This window comes from Streptomyces sp. NPDC043853, from assembly GCF_056436025.1.
In genome coordinates this window covers 112,382-134,970 of sequence record NZ_JBWKDJ010000004.1, presented here as the reverse complement: position 1 = coordinate 134,970, position 22,589 = coordinate 112,382, and the positions used below count along the sequence as shown (strand labels likewise).

Annotated in this window: 15 protein-coding genes; 8 read left to right on the top strand and 7 right to left on the bottom strand. The window is 72.6% G+C overall.

All coding sequences use genetic code 11. From position 1 onward, the window contains the following. The first annotated feature begins 192 nt into the window (after positions 1 to 192). The 3 genes from AC067U_RS12830 (at position 193) to mfd (ending at position 7,318) form a co-directional block, all read left to right on the top strand. Complete coding sequence (locus AC067U_RS12830; RefSeq protein ID WP_393573182.1) at positions 193 to 987, top strand: ABC transporter ATP-binding protein; 795 nt, start codon at positions 193 to 195, stop codon at positions 985 to 987. Further along, positions 984 to 3,557 (top strand): ABC transporter permease, encoded by a 2,574-nt coding sequence (locus tag AC067U_RS12825; RefSeq protein ID WP_478829693.1) that lies wholly within the window; start codon positions 984 to 986, stop codon positions 3,555 to 3,557. Before AC067U_RS12830 ends, AC067U_RS12825 begins: the two co-directional genes overlap by 4 nt. A gap of 224 nt (positions 3,558 to 3,781) precedes the next feature. Next, positions 3,782 to 7,318, top strand: coding sequence for a transcription-repair coupling factor (mfd, locus tag AC067U_RS12820; protein WP_478829692.1), 3,537 nt, complete (start codon positions 3,782 to 3,784; stop codon positions 7,316 to 7,318). 68 nt (positions 7,319 to 7,386) lie between these two features. Here mfd and AC067U_RS12815 read toward each other — a convergent pair whose 3' ends face one another. The 3 genes from AC067U_RS12815 to AC067U_RS12805 all read right to left on the bottom strand — a co-directional run bounded on the left by AC067U_RS12815 (position 7,387) and on the right by AC067U_RS12805 (position 10,993). Continuing rightward, entirely contained in the window at positions 7,387 to 8,676 is a 1,290-nt protein-coding gene (locus tag AC067U_RS12815; protein WP_478829691.1) for an SGNH/GDSL hydrolase family protein, read from the bottom strand. Positions 8,677 to 8,790: 114 nt separating this feature from the next. Then, a complete protein-coding gene (locus AC067U_RS12810) occupies positions 8,791 to 10,326 on the bottom strand; it encodes a UvrD-helicase domain-containing protein (RefSeq protein ID WP_478829690.1) in 1,536 nt (511 codons plus the stop codon). 106 nt (positions 10,327 to 10,432) lie between these two features. Then, positions 10,433 to 10,993 carry a TetR/AcrR family transcriptional regulator gene (locus AC067U_RS12805; protein WP_478829689.1) on the bottom strand — a complete coding sequence of 187 codons (561 nt, stop codon included), beginning with the start codon at positions 10,991 to 10,993 and terminating at the stop codon, positions 10,433 to 10,435. A 61-nt stretch (positions 10,994 to 11,054) separates the two neighbouring features. On the opposite strand from AC067U_RS12805, the gene AC067U_RS12800 reads away from it, so the two are divergent. After that, complete coding sequence (locus AC067U_RS12800; protein WP_478829688.1) at positions 11,055 to 12,110, top strand: NAD(P)H-dependent flavin oxidoreductase; 1,056 nt, start codon at positions 11,055 to 11,057, stop codon at positions 12,108 to 12,110. 115 nt (positions 12,111 to 12,225) lie between these two features. On the opposite strand, the gene AC067U_RS12795 is transcribed toward AC067U_RS12800, so the two are convergent. The 3 genes from AC067U_RS12795 to AC067U_RS12785 all read right to left on the bottom strand — a co-directional run bounded on the left by AC067U_RS12795 (position 12,226) and on the right by AC067U_RS12785 (position 14,865). After that, positions 12,226 to 13,032 (bottom strand): hypothetical protein, encoded by an 807-nt coding sequence (locus AC067U_RS12795; RefSeq protein WP_478829687.1) that lies wholly within the window; start codon positions 13,030 to 13,032, stop codon positions 12,226 to 12,228. A 164-nt stretch (positions 13,033 to 13,196) separates the two neighbouring features. Then, entirely contained in the window at positions 13,197 to 13,931 is a 735-nt protein-coding gene (locus AC067U_RS12790; RefSeq protein ID WP_478829686.1) for a hypothetical protein, read from the bottom strand. 214 nt (positions 13,932 to 14,145) lie between these two features. Further along, positions 14,146 to 14,865 carry a hypothetical protein gene (locus AC067U_RS12785; RefSeq protein ID WP_478829685.1) on the bottom strand — a complete coding sequence of 240 codons (720 nt, stop codon included), beginning with the start codon at positions 14,863 to 14,865 and terminating at the stop codon, positions 14,146 to 14,148. 142 nt (positions 14,866 to 15,007) lie between these two features. Between AC067U_RS12785 and AC067U_RS12780 the strand changes: the two genes are divergently transcribed. The 3 genes from AC067U_RS12780 to AC067U_RS12770 all read left to right on the top strand — a co-directional run bounded on the left by AC067U_RS12780 (position 15,008) and on the right by AC067U_RS12770 (position 19,339). Further along, entirely contained in the window at positions 15,008 to 17,143 is a 2,136-nt protein-coding gene (locus AC067U_RS12780; RefSeq protein WP_478829684.1) for an N-6 DNA methylase, read from the top strand. 79 nt (positions 17,144 to 17,222) lie between these two features. Further along, a complete protein-coding gene (locus tag AC067U_RS12775; RefSeq protein WP_478829683.1) occupies positions 17,223 to 17,834 on the top strand; it encodes a hypothetical protein in 612 nt (203 codons plus the stop codon). After that, positions 17,831 to 19,339, top strand: a complete 1,509-nt coding sequence (locus tag AC067U_RS12770; RefSeq protein ID WP_478829682.1) for a protein kinase domain-containing protein — start codon at positions 17,831 to 17,833, stop codon at positions 19,337 to 19,339. The genes AC067U_RS12775 and AC067U_RS12770 overlap by 4 nt, the downstream gene beginning before the upstream one ends. A gap of 19 nt (positions 19,340 to 19,358) precedes the next feature. Here the strand turns inward: AC067U_RS12770 and AC067U_RS12765 are convergent, their stop codons facing one another. Next, positions 19,359 to 21,770 carry a YfhO family protein gene (locus tag AC067U_RS12765; RefSeq protein ID WP_478829681.1) on the bottom strand — a complete coding sequence of 804 codons (2,412 nt, stop codon included), beginning with the start codon at positions 21,768 to 21,770 and terminating at the stop codon, positions 19,359 to 19,361. A gap of 177 nt (positions 21,771 to 21,947) precedes the next feature. Here AC067U_RS12765 and AC067U_RS12760 point away from each other — a divergent pair, with 177 nt between their 5' ends. Continuing rightward, on the top strand, positions 21,948 to 22,568 hold the full coding sequence (locus AC067U_RS12760; protein ID WP_478829680.1) for a SurA N-terminal domain-containing protein: 621 nt from the start codon (positions 21,948 to 21,950) through the stop codon (positions 22,566 to 22,568). Positions 22,569 to 22,589: the final 21 nt, after the last annotated feature.

Below are 22,589 nucleotides of genomic sequence, written 5' to 3'. Positions count from 1 at the left end.
CCTACCGGCGGGACCGGGGGGTGGGGTTAACCCCCGTACGGATACGGGCTAACCCCCGTACGCATACGGCGATCCGCACCAGCGCGCCGTCAACCCCCCTCGGCAGAGACTCAAGGGGTGCGACGGAGCGCCGCCCGGCGCCGCACGCGACCGGCAACGACGAACCGCGACCGGCAACGACGAACGAGGAGAATGACCGTGACAACGGCTGTGACCGACACCAGGCACGGGGGTACTGGAGGGCGTACGGCCGTCGCGGCGCGAGCGCGGCAGGTCGTCAAGGCCTACGGAGCGGGCGAGACGCGCGTGGTCGCGCTGGACCACGTCGACGTGGACATCCACCGCGGGCAGTTCACCGCGATCATGGGCCCGTCCGGCTCCGGCAAGTCGACCCTGATGCACTGCCTGGCCGGTCTGGACACGGTGAGCGGCGGCCAGATCTACCTGGACGACACCGAGATCACCGGCCTGAAGGACAAGAAGCTCACCCAGCTCCGCCGGGACCGGATCGGCTTCATCTTCCAGGCGTTCAACCTGCTCCCCACGCTCAACGCGCTGGAGAACATCACGCTGCCGATGGACATCGCGGGCCGCAAGCCCGACGCGGCCTGGCTGAACCGGGTCGTGGAGACCGTCGGCCTGGCCGGCCGGCTCAAGCACCGGCCCACCCAGCTCTCCGGCGGCCAGCAGCAGCGCGTGGCCGTGGCCCGCGCGCTGGCCGCCCGCCCCGAGATCATCTTCGGTGACGAGCCGACCGGCAACCTGGACTCCCGGGCCGGCGCCGAGGTGCTCGGCTTCCTCCGCCGCTCCGTCGACGAGCTCGGCCAGACCATCGTGATGGTCACCCACGACCCGGTGGCCGCCTCCTACGCCGACCGCGTCCTCTACCTCGCCGACGGCCGGATCGTGGACGAGATGTTCAACCCGACCGCCGACCAGGTCCTGGACCGGATGAAGGACTTCGACGCGCGCGGGCGGACCTCATGACCGTGCTGAAGACCTCGATGCGCAACTTCGTCGCGCACAAGGGCCGGATGGCGCTGTCCGCCATCGCGGTGCTCCTCTCCGTCGCCTTCGTCTGCGGCACCCTGGTGTTCACCGACACCATGACCACCACCTTCGACAAGCTCTTCGCGAACACCGTCGCCGACGTCACCGTCGGCGCCAAGGGCTCGGACGACGCGGAGAACCCGCAGAAGGGCCGTCCCGAGGTCCTCCCGCGGGACGCCGTGGAGAAGGTGTCCAAGGCGGAGGGCGTCAAGGAGGCCCAGGGCAGCGTCATCTCGCTGTCCGTCACCGTGGTCGACGCCAAGAACAAGAACCTCGGCCCGACCACCGGCGCGCCCACCATCGCCGTCAGCTGGAGCGACCAGGAACTCAAGTCGATGAAGGTCGCCTCCGGCCACGAGCCGCGCGGCCCGACCGAGGTGATGGTCGACGCCGACACCGCCAAGAAGCACAAGCTGAAGCTCGGCGACGAGCTGCGCACCATCTCCATCGTCGGCGACCACAAGGCGAAGATCTCCGGCATCGCCGAGTTCAAGGTCACCAACCCGGGCGCCACCGTCGTCTACTTCGACACCGACACCGCGCAGCGGGCCCTGCTCGACGCCCCCGGCCAGTTCACCAACATCAGCGTCACCGCCCAGGACGGCATCACCGACGAGCAGCTGAAGAGCAACATCGCCAAGGCCGTCGGCGCCGACACCTACAAGCTGCAGACCGCCGCCGAGGCCGCCGACGAGGGCCGCAAGGACGTCGGCTCCTTCCTCGACATCATGAAGTACGTGATGCTCGGCTTCGCCGGCATCGCCTTCCTGGTCGGCATCTTCCTCATCTTCAACACCTTCTCCATGCTGGTCGCCCAGCGCACCCGCGAGATCGGCCTGATGCGCGCCATCGGCTCCGACCGCTCCCAGATCAACCGCTCCGTGCTCGTCGAGGCCCTGCTGCTCGGCGTGTTCGGCTCGGTCCTCGGGGTCGGCGCCGGAGTCGGCCTGGCCGTCGGACTCATGAAGCTCATGGGCTCGTTCGGCATGAACCTCTCCACCGACGACCTCACCGTCCGCTGGACCACCCCGGTCATCGGCCTGGCCCTCGGCATCGTCGTCACCATCGTCTCCGCCTGGATCCCGGCCCGCCGCGCCTCCCGGGTCTCCCCGATGGCCGCGCTGAGCTCGATCGGTGCCCCCGAAGACCGCAAGGCCGGCATCGTCCGCGCCGTCATCGGCCTGGTGCTGACGGGCGCCGGTCTCGCCGCGCTGCTGATGGCCGGCGCCGCCGAGAAGGCGTCCACCGGCTCGATGTGGCTCGGCCTGGGCGTGGTGCTCAGCCTGATCGGCTTCGTCGTGATCGGTCCGCTGCTCGCCGGGGCCGTGGTCCGGGTGCTGTCCGGGGTCGTCCTGCGGCCCTTCGGCCCGGTCGGCCGGCTCGCCGAGCGCAACGCGCTGCGCAACCCGCGCCGTACGGGTGCCACCGCGGCCGCGCTGATGATCGGCCTGGCGCTGGTCGCCTGCCTGTCCGTGGTCGGATCCTCGATGGTGGCCTCCGCCACCGACGAGCTCGACAAGTCGGTCGGCGCGGACTTCATCGTCGCCTCCGAGACCGGCCAGCCGGTCATGCCGCAGGCCGAGAAGACCATGCGGGAGACCGAGGGCCTGGAGCACGTCACGACGTACCGCACGGTGGAGGCCGAGGTCACCGCCCCCGACGGCTCCGCCAAGAAGACCGAGCTGAGCGTCACCGACCCGACGTACCCGCAGGACGTGCGCCGCAAGATGCGCGCCGGCGAGCACAAGGACGCGTACGCGGCCGGTGCCATGGCCGTGGGCTCGGTCTACGCCGACGAGCACAAGATCAAGGTCGGGGACCGGATGAAGGTCGCCTTCGAGGGCGGCAGGACCACGGAGCTGCGGGTCGCCGCGATCACCCTCGACGAGGGCAACCTCGACCGGGGCGCGATGTACGTCAGCACCGCCACCGCCCAGGCCAACGTGCCGGCCGACAAGCTGCCGCGCCCGTTCATGATGCTGGGCAAGGCCAAGGACGGCCAGGCCGACTCCGCGTACGAGGCGCTCAAGTCCTCCCTGGCCGAGTACCCGCAGTACACGGTGCGCGACCAGACGGACTACAAGCAGGCGCTCAAGGACCAGGTCGGCACCCTGCTGAACATGGTCTACGGCCTGCTGGGCCTGGCGATCATCGTGGCGGTCCTGGGCGTGGTCAACACGCTGGCCCTCTCGGTGGTGGAGCGGACCCGCGAGATCGGCCTGATGCGCGCCATCGGCCTCTCCCGCCGCCAGCTGCGCCGCATGATCCGCCTGGAGTCGGTGGTCATCGCCCTCTTCGGTGCGCTGCTCGGCCTCGGCCTGGGCATGGGCTGGGGCGCCACCGCCCAGCAGCTCCTCGCCCTGGAGGGCATGAAGGTCCTGGAGATCCCGTGGGGCACGATCATCGGGGTGTTCGTCGGATCGGCCTTCGTGGGTCTGCTCGCCGCGCTGGTCCCGGCCTTCCGGGCCGGCCGGATGAACGTCCTGAACGCGATCGCCAGCGAGTAGCGGCGGCACTCACGACGGGCCCGATGGCCCCGGTCCTCCTCGGGGGAGGGACCGGGGCCATCGGCGTAGGCTGGGAACCCCCGGCCCGCACGGGGGTGTCTGCTGGATCAGGCCGATCAGGGCGCGGCACCGGACGCCGCGGAGCCCGGCCATATCCGAGACACCCTCCAGTCGCGTCGGGCCCCTCGTGTTGCCCAGATCCTGCGGACGGAAGCCCTTACCTCATGAGCCTGCACGGACTGCTCGACGCCGTTGTCGCGGACACCGCCCTCACCGAGGCGGTCACCGCGGCTGCCGACGGCAACCGGATGCACGTGGACCTGGTCGGTCCGCCCGCCGCCCGCCCCTTCGCGATCGCGGCGCTGGCCCGGCGTACCGAACGGACCGTCCTGGCCGTCACCGCCACCGGGCGGGAGGCCGAGGACCTGGCGGCGGCGCTGCGGTCGCTGATGCCGCCGGAGCTGGCGAACTCCGTGGTGGACTACCCGGCCTGGGAGACCCTCCCGCACGAGCGGCTGAGCCCGCGCAGCGACACCGTCGGGCGCCGGCTGGCGGTACTGCGCCGACTCGCCCACCCCAGCAAGGACGACCCGGCCGCCGGCCCGGTCAGCATCGTCGTCGCGCCGATCCGGTCGGTGCTCCAGCCGCAGGTCAAGGGGCTCGGCGAGCTGGTGCCCGTGGCGCTGCGGCAGGGCCGGAGCGCCGATCTCGGCGAGGTGACCGAGGGCCTGGCGGCCGCCGCCTACGCCCGGGTGGAGCTGGTCGAGAAGCGCGGCGAGTTCGCCGTCCGCGGCGGCATCCTCGACGTGTTCCCGCCCACCGAGGAGCACCCCCTCCGGATCGAGTTCTGGGGCGACGAGGTCGAGGAGATCCGCTACTTCAAGGTGGCCGACCAGCGGTCCCTGGAGATCGCCGAGCACGGCCTGTGGGCCCCGCCGTGCCGGGAGCTGCTGCTCACCGACGAGGTCCGGGAACGGGCCGCCGCCCTCGCCGAGCAGCACCCCGAGCTCGGCGAACTCCTCGGCAAGATCGCCGAGGGGATCGCCGTCGAGGGCATGGAGTCCCTCGCGCCCGTGCTCGTCGACGACATGGAGCTGCTGCTCGACGTGCTGCCGGCCGGCTCGATGACCGTGGTCTGCGACCCCGAGCGGGTCCGGACCCGGGCCGCCGACCTGGTCGCCACCAGCCGGGAGTTCCTCCAGGCCTCCTGGGCGGCCACGGCCGGCGGCGGAGAGGCGCCCATCGACGTCGGCGCGGCCAGCCTGTGGGGCATCGCCGACGTCCGCGACCGGGCCCGCGAGCTCGGCATGATGTGGTGGTCCATCTCGCCGTTCGCCGCCGACGAATCCATCGGCGCCGACTCCCTGACCCTGGGCATGCACGCCCCCGAGAGCTACCGCGGCGACACCGCCCGCGCGCTGGCCGACACCAAGGGCCGGCTCGCCGACGGCTGGCGCACCGTCTTCGTCACCGAAGGCCACGGACCGGCCGCCCGTACCGTCGAGGTGCTCGGCGGCGAGGGCATCCCGGCCCGGCTGGAGGCCGACCTCGGCTCCCTGGAACCCGCGCTGGTGCACGTGGCCTGCGGCTCCGTGGAGAGCGGCTTCGTCCACCCCGGCCTGAGGATCGCCGTCCTCACCGAGACCGACATGACCGGGCAGCGCACCGCCACCAAGGACCTCGGCCGGATGCCCACCCGGCGCCGCAAGACCATCGACCCCCTCACCCTGGAGGTCGGCGACTACATCGTCCACGAGCAGCACGGCGTCGGCCGCTACATCGAGATGGTGCAGCGCACCGTCCAGGGCGCCACCCGCGAGTACCTGCTCGTGGAGTACGCCCCCGCCAAGCGCGGCCAGCCCGGCGACCGCCTCTACATCCCCACCGACCAGCTGGAGCAGGTCACCAAGTACGTCGGCGGCGAGGCGCCCACCCTGCACCGGCTCGGCGGCGCCGACTGGACCAAGACCAAGCAGAAGGCGAAGAAGGCCGTCAAGGAGATCGCGGCCGACCTCATCAAGCTCTACAGCGCCCGGATGGCCGCCCCCGGTCACACCTTCGGCCCGGACACCCCCTGGCAGCGGGAGCTGGAGGACGCCTTCCCGTACGCGGAGACCCCCGACCAGCTGTCCACCATCGCCGAGGTCAAGGAGGACATGGAGAAGTCGGTCCCGATGGACCGGCTGATCTGCGGCGACGTCGGCTACGGCAAGACCGAGATCGCCGTCCGCGCGGCCTTCAAGGCCGTCCAGGACGGCAAGCAGGTCGCCGTGCTGGTCCCCACCACCCTCCTGGTGCAACAGCACTTCGGCACCTTCTCCGAGCGCTACAGCCAGTTCCCGGTCAACGTGCGGGCGCTGTCCCGGTTCCAGACCGACACCGAGGCCAAGGCCACCCTGGAGGGGCTGAAGGAGGGCGCGGTGGACGTGGTCATCGGCACCCACCGCCTGTTCTCCTCCGAGACCAAGTTCAAGGACCTGGGCCTGGTCATCGTCGACGAGGAGCAGCGGTTCGGCGTCGAGCACAAGGAGCAGCTGAAGAAGCTCCGCGCCAACGTGGACGTGCTGACCATGTCCGCCACCCCGATCCCGCGCACCCTGGAGATGGCGGTCACCGGCATCCGCGAGATGTCCACGATCACCACCCCGCCGGAGGAGCGGCACCCGGTGCTGACCTTCGTCGGCCCCTACGAGGAGAAGCAGATCGGCGCGGCCATCCGCCGCGAACTGCTGCGCGAGGGCCAGGTCTTCTACATCCACAACCGGGTGGAGTCCATCGACCGGGCGGCGGCCAGGCTGCGCGAGATCGTGCCCGAGGCGCGGATCGCCACCGCCCACGGCCAGATGGGCGAGAGCCAGCTGGAGCAGGTCGTCGTCGACTTCTGGGAGAAGAAGTTCGACGTGCTGGTCTCCACCACGATCGTGGAGTCCGGCATCGACATCTCCAACGCCAACACCCTGATCGTGGAGCGCGGCGACAACTTCGGCCTGAGCCAGCTGCACCAGCTGCGCGGCCGGGTGGGCCGCGGCCGCGAGCGCGGGTACGCGTACTTCCTCTACCCGCCGGAGAAGCCGCTGACCGAGACCGCGCACGAGCGGCTGGCGACCATCGCCCAGCACACCGAGATGGGCGCGGGCATGTACGTGGCGATGAAGGACCTGGAGATCCGCGGTGCGGGCAATCTGCTCGGCGGCGAGCAGTCCGGGCACATCGCGGGCGTCGGTTTCGACCTGTACGTGCGCATGGTCGGCGAGGCGGTGGCGGACTACCGGGCCTCCCTGGAGGGTGGTGTGGAGGAGGAGCCGCCGCTGGAGGTCAAGATCGAGCTGCCGGTGGACGCGCACGTCCCGCACGACTACGCGCCCGGCGAGCGGCTGCGCCTCCAGGCGTACCGCTCCATCGCCTCCGCCAACTCGGAGGAGGACGTCAAGGCGGTCCGCGAGGAACTCACCGACCGTTACGGCAAGTTGCCGGAGCCGGTGGAGAACCTGCTGCTGGTGGCCGGGCTGCGGATGCTGGCCCGTGCCTGCGGGGTCGCCGACATCACCCTGCAGGGCAACAACATCCGCTTCGGCCCGGTGGAGCTGAGGGAGTCCCAGGAGCTCCGGCTCAAGCGGCTGTACCCGGGCTCGGTGCTCAAGCCGGCCACCTCGCAGGTGCTGATCCCCCGCCCGAAGACCGGCAAGATCGGCGGCAAGCCGCTGGTCGGCCGTGAACTCCTGGCCTGGACCGGGGAGTTCCTCACCCAGATCCTGGGGTAGCGCGACGCGGCGGTTCCCCGCCGGCGCGCCGGCGGCGCGTCAGGCGGGGAACCGGTCCGTTCCGCGGGTCAGAGCTCGTCGAGGTCCAGGGCGGCAGCCATGGCGCGGTAGCCCGCGTCGCTCGGGTGCAGGTGGTCGCCCGAGTCGTAGGCGGGCAGGAGCCGGTCCCGGTGGTCCGGGTCGGACACGGCGCGGTCGAAGTCGACCACGGCGTCGTACGCTCCGGAGGTGCGGATCCAGCGGTTGAACGCGATGCGCTTGGCTTCGGTCTCCTCGGTTTCGTAGAAGGAGCCCCTGATCGGGGTCAGGGTGGCGCCGACCACCTTGATGCCCCGGGCGTGCGCCTGCCGGATCAGCGAGCGGTGGCCCTCGATCAGCCGGTCCACCGATACCTCTGGAGTCGGTCCGCCGACGGCGCCCGGGAGGCTGCCGCCGATGTCGTTGATGCCCTCCAGGAGGATGACCGTGCCGACGCCGGGCTCGCCCAGCACGTCCTTCCGGAAGCGGGTGAGGGCCTTCTCGCCGGCCCACGACCAGTCGTTGGTGACCTGGTTGCCGGAGATCCCGTGATTGAGGACGCTGCGCGGCCGGCCGGTGGCGGCGAATCGTTCCGCCAACTCGTCCGGGTAGCGGTTGCCGGCGTCGCCGGTGGAGCCGACGCCGTCGGTGATGGAGTCCCCGAAGGTCACCACCCCGTCCCGCCGGTGCGCGGAGTCCCGGCCGCCGGAGACCTCGACGCCGGTGAGGTAGTACCAGGAGCCGCTGGTCTCCTTGAACGCCGAGCCGTCCACATCGGAGCGGTGGTCGCCCGGGGCCCGGTAGCTGGTGGCGGAGGCGATGTGGTGGAAGGTGGCGGGACCGGTCGGCCCGGCCAGGTAGAGCGTGACGGTCACCGACTCCAGCGCCCCGACCCTGAAGGGCACCCCGTCGCTGTGGGCCGTACCGCCGGCCGGGATGGTGAGCGACCGGCCGCCGCCGAAGGACAGCTCCTTCACCGAACCCGCCCGCACCGCGCCCCCGTCGGCCGTACGGGCGACCGTCGCGCCGGTGATCCGGAGCGGAGTGCCGCCGTAGCGGTTGGACAGCTCGATCCGGGCCCGGGTGCCGCCGGTGCTGACCCGGACCACCTGCCGGACCGTGTGGTTCGAGAAACCCTGCTGCGACCAGTTCGGCCCGAAGGGCGCCGCCGGCTGCTGCGGGGAGGCGGCCCACCCGCCGCGCCAGGAAGCGCCGTCGTGCCCCGCGGCCGCGGCGGGGCGTGCGGTCAGCCCGTCCGGGCCGGCGATGGGCAGCGCGGCCAGGGTCGCCGTGGCGATCAGGGCGACGCCCGCGCGCCGTAAGCCGTTCTTCGTCGTCATTTCTTCCCCCGGTTCATCCGAAGTCCGTCCGAGTGATCGCGTGCATGCGATCACATCAAGTGATCATCGGCTTCGGCTATTCCCGGGCGCCGGGAGCCCGGCCTCCGCACGCCGTCAGCGCGGAACGGGTCCGAGGGTGTCCCACGGGTCCGCGGTGGGGGCCGGGCGGGTCCGGGCGCCACCGGGATTGCCGTCCGGATGCTGGTTGATCCAGCCCAGGCCGCCGATGTCGAGCCGGTCGCGGGCACGGGTGACGGCGACGTAGGCCAGGCGCGCTTCCGCGTCGTCGATGTCGCCGGGCAGCGGGTTGCCGTCCGCGTCCGTCTCCTCGCGGTCCACCGGTTCGGTGAAGTCCTCGCCGATCCGCACCGAGGCCCATTCACGCCCCTTGGCCTTGTGGGCGGTGGACACCACGACATCGGCGCCCTGTTCCACCGAAAGCCTGTCCACGGCATCGAGGATGAGGTCGACGCCGTGTTCGTCCACGAGGTCGACGAGCGGCAGCAGGTCGCGGCCGGACGGGTCGAACTCGGCATACTCCTGGAGTTCGCCCCAGGAGTCGAAAAGGATCAGCTCGGGGTGTGTGCTGCGGCGCCCGGCCTTGAGGTCGCGGGCGGCACGGGCCAGGGTACGCAGGGCTTCGCCCCCGCCGGCGAGGGCCACCCGGCGACCCGCCTCCAGCAGCCGCATGACTTCGAGCATGGCGCCGACGTTGGACCGGCACAGGATCGCCTCGGGCTCCGGGACCGGTTCGAGGCGCGTGTCGATGGCCGGGGTTCCGGTCAGCCGGATCGGCGATTCGACGATGTGCAGCCACCTGTTGGCCTCTTCGGCGAGGGCGGCGCCGAACCGGAAGGACTGGGACAGGGCCAGCTGGGTCCCGTCGAAGTCGCTCATCACGTCCCTGGCGCCGCGCCAGCCGTAGATCGCCTGGGCCGAGTCGCCGACCATCACCAGCTGCGCGCGGTCGCGTTGCGCGTTGAAGATCTTCTCGACCACCGGGTTGGTGTCCTGGGCCTCGTCCAGCAGCAGGAAGTCGGCCTCGATGGCGGGTTCCGTCAGGGCCCAGATCTTCAGGTAGTGATCGTGGTCGAAGCGGACGACTCCGTCCTGCGGGTTCTGCAGGTCCTCCCACGCCTTGGCCGCGTACGGCAGGACGAGGTCGACGAGCTGCGCGTGGAGGTCTTCGGCTTCGATGCCGCGCAGGCGCGGGACGTGGTGCCGCCTGATGGTGCTGTCCGCGGACTGGCAGAAGCGGGTGACGGTGCGCAGCGTCGTGTAGGAGAGCGCCTTGTTGGTCACGTTCCGTTCGCCGATACGGACGCGCATGTTGACGGCGATGCCCAGCGAAGCGCCGGTCTTCCAGCCGGGGACCCTGGGGGCGTTGAGCCTGGACGCGTACCTGCGGCCCACGGCGCCGAAGGCCAGGGAATGGGCCGTCTTGCACAGCACGTTGGCCGGGAACTTGCGGGCCGCGTCACCGGCGATGGACTTGTTGAAGGCGATGTAGCGGCCGCGCTTGCCGGTTTCGCCGGCGAGCATGGCCAACGTCGTGGTCTTTCCCGTTCCGGCACCTGCCTGAAGGACCAGGTGGTCCCCGCGCCGGAAGGCATCGACGGCCGCGCTCTGCTCCTGGGTCGGGACGGGCATCGTGCTCTCCTCGGCGGACGGCGGGACTTCGCAGCGCGACATCACCGTGACACACGAAGATCGACCGTGTCCGGCGATCACGGTTTCCGTGCCCCCGCCCGAGGCCTCAGGCGCGCAGCAGGAGGGCCGTGCGGGACCAGAGGCCGTCCAGGAGGGACGGGTCGTCGGCCAGTTTCGCGAACAGGACCATGCCCTCCAGCTGGGCCAGTACGGCCCGGGCGGTGTCCCGGGAGTGGCCGGGCAGGGCCGCGTGCACCAGGCCGATCTGCTCGTCGAAGATCTCCGCGAGGCGGGCCTGGACCACCTCGTCCTGGCCGCTCACCTCCAGCGCCAGGTTGCCGAACAGACAGCCGTTGACGAAGCCCAGCTCTGCCCGGGCGGCCCGCTGGGCCGCCGCCTGCTGCTCGAAGAGCCGGCGCAGCCGGTCCTCGCCCGGGCCCGGGGCGTCCAGGACGGCCGTCCAGGACGGCCGCTGCGCGGTCCAGTGCGCGTTGACCGCCTCCACCGTCAGGGCCTGCTTCGAGGGGAAGAAGTGGTAGAAACTGCCCTTCTTCACGTCCGCGCGGGCGCAGATCTCGGCGACGCCCACCGTGGCGTAGCCGCGCTCCAGCATGAGGGCGCAGGCCGCGTCCAGCAGGCGTTCCCGTGCGGTGCTCGTCCGTCCCATGGCGGCGAGTATACGACCGGTCCACTGGTGAATAGTTGACCGGTCGTCTAGCCTTCGGGTCATGAATGCTTTCACGGATCTGTTCGGTCTGGAACATCCCGTCGTGCAGGGCCCGTTCGGCGGCGGGCTGTCCTCCGTCGCGCTGGCCTCGGCCGTCTCCGAGGCGGGCGGGCTCGGCTCGTACGGGGCGCACATCCTCACCCCCGGGGGGATCGGTGGGCTGGTGGGCGAGCTCCGCGCGGCCACCCGCCGGCCCTTCGCGGTCAATCTGTGGGTCCCGCATCCCGACGAGGCCGCCGGACCCCCGGACGCGGACCGGCTCGCCCGCCATGCCGACCTGATGCGGCCCTGGTACGAGGAACTCGGCCTGGACCCCGCCGTCCTGGAGGACCCGCCGCCGGCCCCGGCCTTCGAGGAGCAGGTGGAGGCGCTGCTGGCCGCGGCCCCTCCGGTGATCAGCTTCGTGATGGGGATCCCGCGCCCCGAGGTCCTCGCCGAGGCCCGGCGGCTGGGCATCGCCACGATCGGCACGGCCACCACGGTCGAGGAGGCGGAGGCGGTCGAGGCCGCCGGGATGGACGCGGTCGTGGCGTCCGGCAGTGACGCGGGCGGCCACCGGGGCTCGTTCCTGAGGCCGGTGCACGAATCCCTGGTCGGCACCTTCTCGCTGGTGCCGCAGGTGGCCCGGGCGGTGTCGGTGCCGGTGATCGCGGCCGGCGGCATCGCCGACGCGCGCGGGGTGGCCGCGGCACTGGCGCTGGGCGCGGACGCGGTCCAGGTGGGCACCGGCTTCCTGGTCACCGAGGAGTCCGGGGCGAGCGAGGTGCACCGGGCGGCGCTGGCCGGTCCCGAGGCCCGGTCGACCGTCCTGACCCGGGCGTTCTCCGGGCGGCTCGCGCGGGCGATCCCCAACCGGTTCACCCGCGGGATGCGGCCGTACGAGGACCGGGTCGCCCCGTACCCGTTGCAGTACACGCTGACCCGGCCGCTGCGGGCGGCCGCGGCCGCGGAGGGCCGGGGCGGCCTCGCCAACCTCTGGGCGGGCCAGGCGGCCCCGCTCGCCCGGCGTCGCCCGGCCGGGGAGTACGTGGCGGAACTCGTCGCCGGGGTGCGGTGACCGCGCGGACGGCGGCGGGCCGGCCGCGGCCGGGCGGTTTTGGCACGGTGGGCCGGCCGGGCGCCGGCAAGCGGCCGGACCGCTGGGAAGGCCAGGCGCCGTCGGAGGCCAGGCGTCAGGCGTTGTCGGACGGGCCGCTGCCCAGCTTGTCGCCGTCCACGATGTCCTTGTCGGCCGGCGCCTGGGTCTTCACCGGCACGTTGAACTCGGAGAAGGCCATCTCCCCGGCCTCCTTGCCCGTGATGGTGGTCTTCAGGAAGTACGGCTCGCCCTGCATCGCGACCCAGTAGGTCTCGTCGCCCTTCGGGCTGCTGTTGGTGATGGTCATCGCCGGGCCGGCCGGCAGCTTGGTCTCCTCGCCCTTGCGGGCCAGGGGCAGGTTCTTGAACTCGCCCAGCAGCTCGTCCAGGTCGCACATGGCGGACATGTCCTTGGCCTGGGCGGTGGTGGCCGTCTTCTTCACCCAGCGGTCGGCGAGCTGCTTGACCACCGCGTCCTTGGTGGCGTTGGACTGGCCCTTCATCTGGGTCCGGTAGAACTGCTCGTCGGCCTTGAAGTGGAGGAGCTTGGAGTCCTTGATGATCTTCATCGACCCCTCGCCGCCCATGGACATGGAGCCCTCGCAGTCCCCGGCCTTGTTGATGGCCAGGTCGACGGTCATCGGCTTGCCGCCGTCCATCACCTGCCCCTTGACGCGCAGGGACTGGACGCCCCGGGTGGCGGTGTGGGCCTTCTCGGCTATCTGGGGGCCCGAGAGGTCGGCGAAGGGATGCTTGCTCGGGCTGGGGCTCGGACTCGCCGGGGCCGAGCCGCCCGTCCCGGCCGGCTTGGCGGTGCCGGCGCCGGAGCCGTTGCAGGCGGTGAGCCCGAGGAGGGCTGCCGATGCCAGGACTGCGGTGGCGGTCACACGGGCAGATCGCATGGGTGCTACTTCCTGTTGCTGAGGGTTACAGCCGGTCAAGGGGAGGTGGCGAGGGGCGAGTGTACGGGGCGGCACGGACATGACAGAGCCCGGGGAGCCGCCCTCCCCTCGCGGAGCGGCTTCCCGGGCGGGCGCAAGGCGGTCGGCCGGCGGCCGACGGGCGGTCAGCCGCCCATCTTCGCCAGGTCGACGATGTCCTTGGCGGCCGGCACCTCCGCCTTCACCGGCTTGTTGAAGTCGGTGAAGCTCATCTCGCCGGGCTCCTTGCCGGTCTGGGTGGTGCGGAGCAGGTACGGCTCGCCCTTGGTGGCGACCCAGATCTTCTCCGTGCCGTCCTCGGTCTTGGTGGTGATCTCCAGCGCCTCCTGGCCGTTCACCGTGGTGACCCCGCCCTTCTCGGCGCCCTCGCTCTTCTCGAACTCCTTGACCATCTGGTTCAGGTCGCAGAAGTCGGCTATCTCCTTGGAGTCGGCGTCCGTCGCCTTCGACTTCACCCACTTGTTCGCGAGCAGCTTGAGGACGAGGTCGGCCTCCTCCTTGGGCGTGTCCTTGAACTCGGCGCGGTAGAACGCCTCGTCGGCCTTGAGGTAGAGGTCCTCGCCCTTCTTGATCACCTCGGCCTTGCCCTGGCCCTCGTAGCCGAAGCTGCCCTGGCAGTCGCCGCCGCCCTTGGTGATGGACACGTTGATGCGGAGGGTCTTCCCGGTGCCCTCCTCGGCCATGGAGCCGGCGACGGTCAGCGAGGTCACCTTCTTGAGGGCCTCCACCGACTTGTTGGCCACCTCGGAGCCGGACTGGCCGGCGAAGGGGCCGGACTCGGAGGGGAAGCACCCGGTGAGGCCGAGGGCGGCGGTGCAGGAGAGGGCGGCGGAAGCGGTGATCAGGCGAGTGGTGCGCATGGGGGGAGTTCTTTCTGGGGGGAGCGGGGGCGGGGAGCGGGGCGGTGTCGCCCGGCGGGCCCGGCAGAGCCCGCCGGCGCGTCACAGTACGGGGAGGCGACCGGAAACGGAACCGTGGGGTCCGGTCGCTGCTCGTTGTCGTGCGGTCGTGCGGTCGTGCGGTCGTGCAGTGGCGCGGCGGCGCCGTGGCGCGTTCGCGTACGGGCCGGCGGGGTCAGCCGGTCTTCTTCCAGTCGGCGCAGCCGCTGGTCTTGAAGTAGCCGTCCTTGGCGGCGATGGTCACCACGGCCGAACCCGTCGGGTTGTCGTTGGCGGCGATGGAGTCGAGACCGTGCTCGGCGTCCTTCGCGCGCTCCCAGTAGCAGCCGGCGCCGCCCTCGGCCGGTCCGGCCGACTTGTAGGTGCCGGGAGCGATGTCCAGGCCCACCTTGAACATGCCGCCGTCGCCCTTGATCTCGGACTTCGGGGTGCCGGTCGCCTTCGCGTCCACGGCCTCCCAGTCCTTGCAGTCGTTGGTCTTGAGGATCTTGGCGGGGGCCTTGACGGTCACGTAGCTGGAGCCGGACACGTTGTCGTTGGCGATGATCGAGTCGAGCTCGCCGGAGGAGTCCTTGGTCAGCTCCCAGTAGCAGCCGGTGCCGCTGTTGCCGGTGGTGCGGTACGTGCCGGGCTTGAGGTCCTTGCCCACCTCGAAGGTCCCGTTGCCCTTGAAGGCGGTCGCCTTCTTGGGCTCTTCCTTCTTCTCCGCGGACTTCTCCGGAGACTTCTGGGCGGTGCCGCCGGTGCCGGGGTCGGCGGGCTTGCTGCTCGCGGCGCCGCCCTTGTCCTTGGTCTTGTCGGTGTCCGTGTCGGTACAGGCGCTCAGGGCTGCCAGGGCGAGCGCCGTACCGATACCGGCGAGGGCCGTGCGGGTGAGCCTGGAGGCGTGCGACATGTCTGGCCTTTCATCGATCCGGTGGTGGGGGGACGGGGGTAATCACAACAGAAGCTGTGAACCGAGTCAACAAGATTCTTGAATCTCATCCAGTTCACGCTGTGAAGCTGGTTCTCGACTGTGAACGGGTATTCTCGGGTGCATGCCGGAGAACACCGCAGAGGCCGTCACCGAGGTCACCGCCGCCGAGATCGCCCGCCTCGCCGGCGTCGGCCGCGCGGCCGTGAGCAACTGGCGGCGCCGCCACGCCGACTTCCCCAAGCCGGTCGGCGGCACCGAGACCAGTCCCTCCTTCGCGCTCCCCCAGGTCGAGGCATGGCTCCGCGCCCAGGGCAAGCTCGCCGAGGTGCCACTGCGCGAACGGGTCTGGCAGCAGGTATCCGGCCACCCCGGCGGAGCCGTCGCCGGACTCGTCGAAGCGGGCTGCGTCCTGCTCCTCGTACGCGATCGGCCGACCGATTGGCTGGAGGCCGCCGCCGTCTCCGACCCGCGGACGGCCGCCCTGCTCCGGCCCCTGCTCGCCGAGGTCCTCACCGCCCGCCTCGGCCCCGGCCACCCGCTGGCCGGCCTCGCCGCGGAGGGGGTCCCCACCGCCTCCGTGCCGCTGTTGCGCGGGGCCGCCGAACTCGCCGCCGAACTCGGCGCCCGCAAGGCCTTCGAGTTCCTGCTCGGCCGCCACCTCGACGCCAACCCCCGGCAGTACACGCTCACCCCGGCCGGCCCCGCCGAGCTGATGGCCGCCCTGGCCGGCCCCGGCGCCCGCACCGTCCTCGACCCGGCCGGCGGCACCGGCACCCTGCTGCGCGCCGTCCGGGACTCGGGCCTGCCCGCCACCGCCCTCCGCGTCCAGGACGCCGGCCCCGAACTCGCCGCGCTCGCCGCGCTCCGGCTCGCCCTGCACGGCGACGCCGAGGTCCGCGCCGCCGCCGGCGACAGCCTGCGCGCCGACGCCTTCCCGGGCCTGGCCGCCGACGCCGTGCTCTGCCACCCCCCGTTCAACGAGCGCAACTGGGGCCACGAGGAACTCGCCTACGACCCCCGCTGGGAGTACGGCTTCCCCGCCCGCACCGAATCCGAGCTCGCCTGGGTGCAGCACGCCCTCGCCCACCTCCGCGAGGGCGGCACCGCCGTGCTCCTCATGCCGCCGGCCGTCGCCGCCCGCCGCTCCGGCCGCCGCATCCGCGCCGACCTGCTCCGGCGCGGCGCCCTGCGCGCCGTGGTCGCGCTGCCCGCGGGCGCCGCACCCCCCTACGGCATCCCGCTCCACCTGTGGGTGCTGCGCCGGCCCGCCCCGCACGGCCCCGCCGCCTCAGGGCTGCTGCTCGTCGACACCGCCTCCCTCGCCGCCGACGGGCGGGACAAGTCCGCCTGGCCCGCCGTGCACACCGCGGTGCTGGACGCCTGGACGGCCTACGACCGCACCGGCACGGCCGAGGAGACCCCGGGGGTCAGCCGGGTCGTCCCGGTCATCGAACTCCTCGACGACGACGTCGACCTGACCCCGGCCCGGCACCTCCCGCCGCCGGCGGCGGGCGGCAGCCCGGCAGAGCTCGCACGCGTACGGGAGCGCCTGGACGAGACCCTCGCCCGGGCCGCCCGGCTCACCCCACCGCCGCCCGCCGCCCCCGCCCCGGCCGCCGGCGGGTCCCCCCGGGCCTCCTCCGGAGCGGGCCGGCTGCCACTCACCACCATCGGCGAACTGGCCCGGGCCGGCGCCGTGCTGCTCCGCACCGGCAGCGCCACCGGCACCGGCAGCGCCACCGGCGGCATCGCCGTCCTGACCGAACACGACGTCTACGCGGGCACCACCCCTTCCGGCGCCCTCGCCGACAACCCCGAGGAGCGCCCGCTGGCTTCGCCGGGAGGACCTCCGCTGCTCACCGAACCCGGCGACGTGGTGGTCCCCGTGGTCGGCGGGGTCTCCCTCGCCCGCGTGATCGGCCCGGACACCGCCGGCGCCGCCCTCGGCCGGAACCTGCAGCTGCTCCGCCCCGACCCCGACGCCCTCGACCCCTGGTTCCTGGCCGGATTCCTGCGCGGCACCGCCAACAACCGGCAGGCCAGCAGCTACGCCTCCACCGCCACCCGGCTCGACGTGCGCCGGCTCCAACTGCCCCGGCTGCCGCTCTCCGACCAGCGGGCGTACGGCGAACGCTTCCGCGCCCTCGCCGAGTTCGAGGACGCGCTGCGGCTGGCGGGCCGCCTCGGCGAGCAACTCGTCCAGGGCATGTACGACGGACTCACCGACGGGACCGTCACGGTTGGGTACAACCACTGACCCCCCTGGGGAGTCGGTGTATACGCTCGGACCCGCACGTCCCCGTCAGTCGTTTTCGCGCCAGTCCCCAGGAGCAGTGATGCACGGCCCCGGCTACCCGCCGCAGCACCAGGAACCCCGGCCCAGCAACGGGTTCCTGGTGACCATGCGCGTGCTGTTCGCGCTGCTGCCCGTGCTCAGCTGCGGCATGCTCGCCTTCGGGACGCTCGTCCGGCTCGCGGTCGTCACCCGGCGTCCGCGCGACTGGGCCCTGTGCGTGGCCGACGGCGTCCTGATCGTGGCCTGCCTCGCCCTGGTCGGCGAGGACCCCACCGACGACGCCAGCACCTGGATGGGCAACACCGGCATGATCACCATGCTGTCCATGGCCGTGGTGGTCGTCGTGTACTTCCTCTACAGCGACATCAAGCACTGGGAGAACGTACGGGCCGCCGCGCCCGCCGGCTGGTACCCGCCGACGCCGCCGGTCACCCCGCAGTACGGCTACCCGCCGGTGGACCACACCGCGCCGACGCACACCCCGCCGCCCGGCCACACCACCATCCCGATGCAGCCCGCGCAGCCCACCTCGCAGCCCGCGCCCCAGCCCCACCAGCCGCCCCACCAGCCGCCCCGCATCGGCCAGGTCCGCGCCGAACTCGACGAGCTCAGCGAACTGCTCCGCAGGCAGCAGGGGGAGCAGGACCGGTGACCGAACGCGTCATCGCCGACCGGTACCAGCTCGCCACCGTCCTCGGCCAGGGCGGCATGGGCCAGGTCTGGACCGCCTACGACCGGCGGCTCGACCGCCGCGTCGCCGTCAAGCTGCTCCGCCCCGACAAGGTGGCCGGCCCCGGCACCGTCGCCGAGGAGCTGCGCCGCCGCTTCGTCCGCGAATGCCGGGTCACCGCACAGGTCGACCACCCCGGTCTGGTCACCGTCCACGACGCGGGCAGCGACAGCGACGACCTCTACCTGGTGATGCAGTACGTCGAGGGCGCCGACCTCGCCGACCACCTCGCCGAGCACGAGCCCTACCCGTGGCCGTGGGCGGTCTCGGTGGCCGCGCAGCTCTGCTCGGTGCTCTCCGCCGTCCACGCCGTGCCCATCGTCCACCGCGACCTCAAGCCGCGGAACGTGATGGTCCGGCCGGACGGCACCGTCCTGGTCCTCGACCTCGGCGTCGCCTCGGTCATGGACACCGACACCACCCGCCTCACCAACACCGGCACCCCGATCGGCAGCCCCGCCTACATGGCCCCCGAGCAGGCCATGGGCGGCGCCGTCGGCCCGTACACCGACCTGTACGCCCTCGGCGTGCTGATGTACGAACTGCTCAGCGGCAGCGTCCCGTTCGCCGGGTCCACCGCGCTCGGGGTGCTGCACCGCCACCTGTACGAGCCGCCGCTGCCGGTGCGCCAGCTCCGCCCGGAGATCCCGCCCCAGCTGGAAGCCCTGCTGCTGCACCTGCTCGCGAAGGACCCGCAGGACCGCCCCGGCTCCGCCCAGGAGGTCTACGAGGCCCTCGCCCCGCTGCTGCCCACCGCCGGAAGCCAGGCCCCGGCCGGGCCGATGGACCCGACCCGGCCGTTCCTCCGGCCGCAGGCGCCCTGGCCGGACCGGGCCACGGCCCCCGTCGTGCCGCCCCGCCCGGCCGCCCCGCCGCGCCTGGACATCGCCTCCACCGTGGACGAGGTCAAACGCCTCCTCGACCAGGGCCGGCTCACCCAGGCCGTGGACATGCTGGGCGCCCTGCTGCCGGCGGCCGCCGCCGAGCACGGGGAGAACTCCCCGGTCGTCCGCTCCCTGCGCAAGCAGTACGCGGCCACCCTGATGGACGACGGCCAGTACCGGCGCGCCCTGCCCGAGCTCCGTCGGCTCGCCGACGAACTCCCGCCCGGCGACCCGAAGTCCCTCCGGTTCCGCTACGACGCGGCCCAGTGCCTGGACCAGCTCGGCGAGCCGGCCGCGGCCCTCGCGGAGTACCGCTCGCTGCTGCCGCTGTTCGAGAACCACTACGCCAACCCGGACCCGGAGCTCGCCCTGGAGGTCCGCCGCCGGATCGGACACCTGCTCCTCTCCCTCGGCGACCGGCAGGCGGCCCACGACATGCTGGCCCGCCTGCTCTACGACGCCGAACGCCTCCACGGCCCGGCCCACCCGCTCCCGGCGGAGGTCCGCCGCACCCTGGCCTGGCTGGGCCAGGTCCGCGGCTGACCCCGCCCCCCGGCGCGGGCTATCGGGCGGCTCCGGCCAAGGTGCCGGCCTGGTCCGGGACATCCGCCCCGGACCCGGCGGCGCGCCGGGCCGCCCGCGCGGGAAGGAAGGACAGCAGGGCCAGACCCGCCACACCGACCCCGCCCAGGCCCAGCCCCGCCAGCAGCCCCGGCGGGCGGAAGGTGCAGGTCACCGTCGTGGTGCGGCCGTCCAGCGGGGCCGCGACCAGACCCAGGTGGCTCTCCGCCGACCGCCCGTTGCACGTCCAGCCCGCGATCCGGGGCGCCGCCAGCACCGCCGTGCCCTTCGACCCGGCCGGCAGCTCCGCCCGGACCCCGCGCGAACCGACCCGCACCGAGACCGCGGCCGTGTCCCGCAGCACGGACAGGGCCGCGTCGAGGCGGTTCCGGTTCAGGCACTCCAGGGTCCAGCGGCGCGGCTCCTGCTTGGTGAAGAGCAGCTTCGAGGACGCACCGTGCGAGACGCCCATCGGCTGCATCGCCGCCCGGTTCTTCGGGGCGTTCCCGCGCAGCGCGAAGGGCTTCCCGTCCGCCAGCCGCGCCCTGCCGTCGTACTCCGGGGCCCACAGGAACGCCTCCGTGCCGGCCGCGCACACCCCCGGGGAGACCGGCGCCTCGTACACCCGGGCTCCCAGCAGGAGTTCCTGGTTGCGGAACGGCGAGTCCCCGTAGGCCGGCCCGGCCGCGGCCGGCGGGCGGACCGTGACCAGCGGCAGGGTGTCCCGGCGCAGCACCGAACCGTCGGGCTGCAGCCGGGCGCCCACCGCGAACAGCGCGTCCGTCACCGGGTTGTCGATGCTCTGCACGTTCCGCCCGCGCGAGGTCCAGCCCGCGCCCAGCGCCGCCAGCGTCCGCGTGAGCACGTCCGGGGTGTGGCTGCTGTAGTACGCGCCGCCCTGCCCGCCCAACAGCATCGGGTCGTTCCCGCTCAGCGCCGGCCGGCTCGCGTCGGTGCGGTACGCGGGCCAGCCGTCGGCCGCGGCCAGCGCCCGGGCCCGCGCGGTGTGCTCCCGGCCCCAGGACGGGTAGTCGTCCAGCCCGGCCAGCTTCTCGTGGTGCCCCCACGCGGTGGTCGCCGCCGCCTGGCCGGCCAGCACCAGCGCGAGCAGCCCGGCCGCCGGAACGGCCAGTCGGCGCCGGTGCAGCAGCCACCAGGCGAGCCCGGCCGCCGCCAGCCCGCCCAGGAACAGGCCGTACGACCAGGAGGTCGGCAGCGCGCTGCCGGTGGCGCCGGCCGCGGCCAGGGCCACCACCGCCGCGCCGCCCGCGAGCGCACGCGGCCCCGGCCGGCCCGCCGCCAGCCCCGTCCACGCGGCGATGACCAGCACCCCCGCCAGCACGAAGGTCTGCCGGTAGGCGCTGCCGTTCGGGGTGGCGAACACGTGCCAGGCCAGATGGGTCGGCTTCCACTGGAAGGAGAGGAGCACCGCGAGCACCAGCCCGGTCCACCACAGCCGGGTCCGGGCCGGCACCGCCCGGTGGAACGGCAGTGCGGCCGCCAGCAGCAGCGTGCCCGTCCCCACGAACAGCGCCGGGGAGGAGAAGCTGTACGTGGCCGGCAGCAGCCGCGCGGACAGGTCCGCCCACTCCACCGGTTCGAACTCCTTCACCAGCCCCGGATAAGCGTGCCGCGAGCCGAGGAACACCGGGACCAGCACCGGCCCGGCCAGCGCGATGCCCAGCAGGGTGCTGACCGCCGCCCGCAGTACGACCCGCACCCGGTCGCGTACCTCCTCGCGCTCCAGCACCACGCGGACCAGCAGCACCAGCGCCGCACCCAGCGTCGCCATGTACGCCGTATAGAAGTTCGCCGCCCAGCACACCGCCACGACCACCGGGGCGAGCCCCGCACGGCGCCGCCGCAGCGCCCACTCGCCGGTCAGACAGAGCATCGGGAAGGCGATCAGGCCGTCCAGCCACATCGTGTTGTAGGAGGCCTCGATCACCGACCAGCCGCACAGCGCGTACGAGGCGGCCAGCAACGCCGCACCCCACCAGGGGCCGGGCCGCACCGTCCGCAGCAGCCAGGCCATCGCCGCCGCGGCCGCCGCGATCTTCACCACGGTGACCACGTAGACCGCGAGGTCGATGTCCTCCCGCGGGAACAGCCCCACCAGCAGGGCGAACGGACTGGTCAGATACGTGCCGAGGTCCGGCAGGAAGCTCGTGCCGTAGCCCGACTGCCAATTGAGCAGCACCCCGCCCGAGGCCTCGCCGTGCAACAGGTCCCACAGCCGGGCGTGGAAGGGCACGAACTGGTTGCCGAGGTCATTGATGCTGCGGTGCCGAGGACCGTACGGGAAGACGCGGGCGACCGCGTCCCCGGCACACACCGCCAGCGCGGCGATCAGCGCCGCGAGCACCGATCCGTACAGGCCGGGTCGGCGCGGGGAGTTGTGCGATGAGGGCATGGTGGGGTGACCTTGGCAGCATCGGGAAACGGACGGATGGCCACCGGGTGAACACGCACCCCAACCGCTCGGGAATCGTTGGTCGAACCAGTGGCCCGTACCAACCTGAGCTCATACCATCGATCACCGCAAGGCCCTTGTGCGCCGACGCACAATCTGATGGCCCTGGAGGCTCCTTTGCACCGTCGCACTGCGCTCTCCGTCTCCGCCGCCCTGCTCCTCGCGGCACCGCTGCTCTCCGCCTGCTCCGGCGAGACGCGCCCCGGCACGGCGGCCGTCGTCGGCGGCCAGCGGATCACGACCTCCACGCTCCAGGCCCAGGTGAACGACGTGCGGGCGGCCCAGCAGCGCACCGACAACCCGGCCCAGCAGATCGCCGCCGCCTCCCACCTGGAGCGGATCAAGCTCAGCAGGTTGGTCCAGCTGCGGATCCTGGAACGGGCCGCCGACGAGGCCGGGATCACCGTCACCACCAAGGAGACCGAGGACGTCGCCAAGAGCCAGCTGGCACAGGCCGGCGGCGACCCCGCACAGCTGGAGAGGATGCTGCTGGCCCAGCGCACCCCGCTGGCCCCCGGCCAGGCCGCCGACGAGATCCGCTTCCAGCTCCTCTACGGCAAGCTCCTCGACCGCTACGGCGAGGAGAAGACCATGACCCGCCTCGCCGAGGCCGCCGGGCAGCTGCACATCGAGATCAACCCGCGCTACGGCTCCTGGGACGCCAAACAGATCACCCTCGGCGAGAGCCGCACCCCGTGGATCACGCAGAAGACCCGCACCACGGAACCCCAGGCCTGACCCCGACACCGGCCGGGGTAC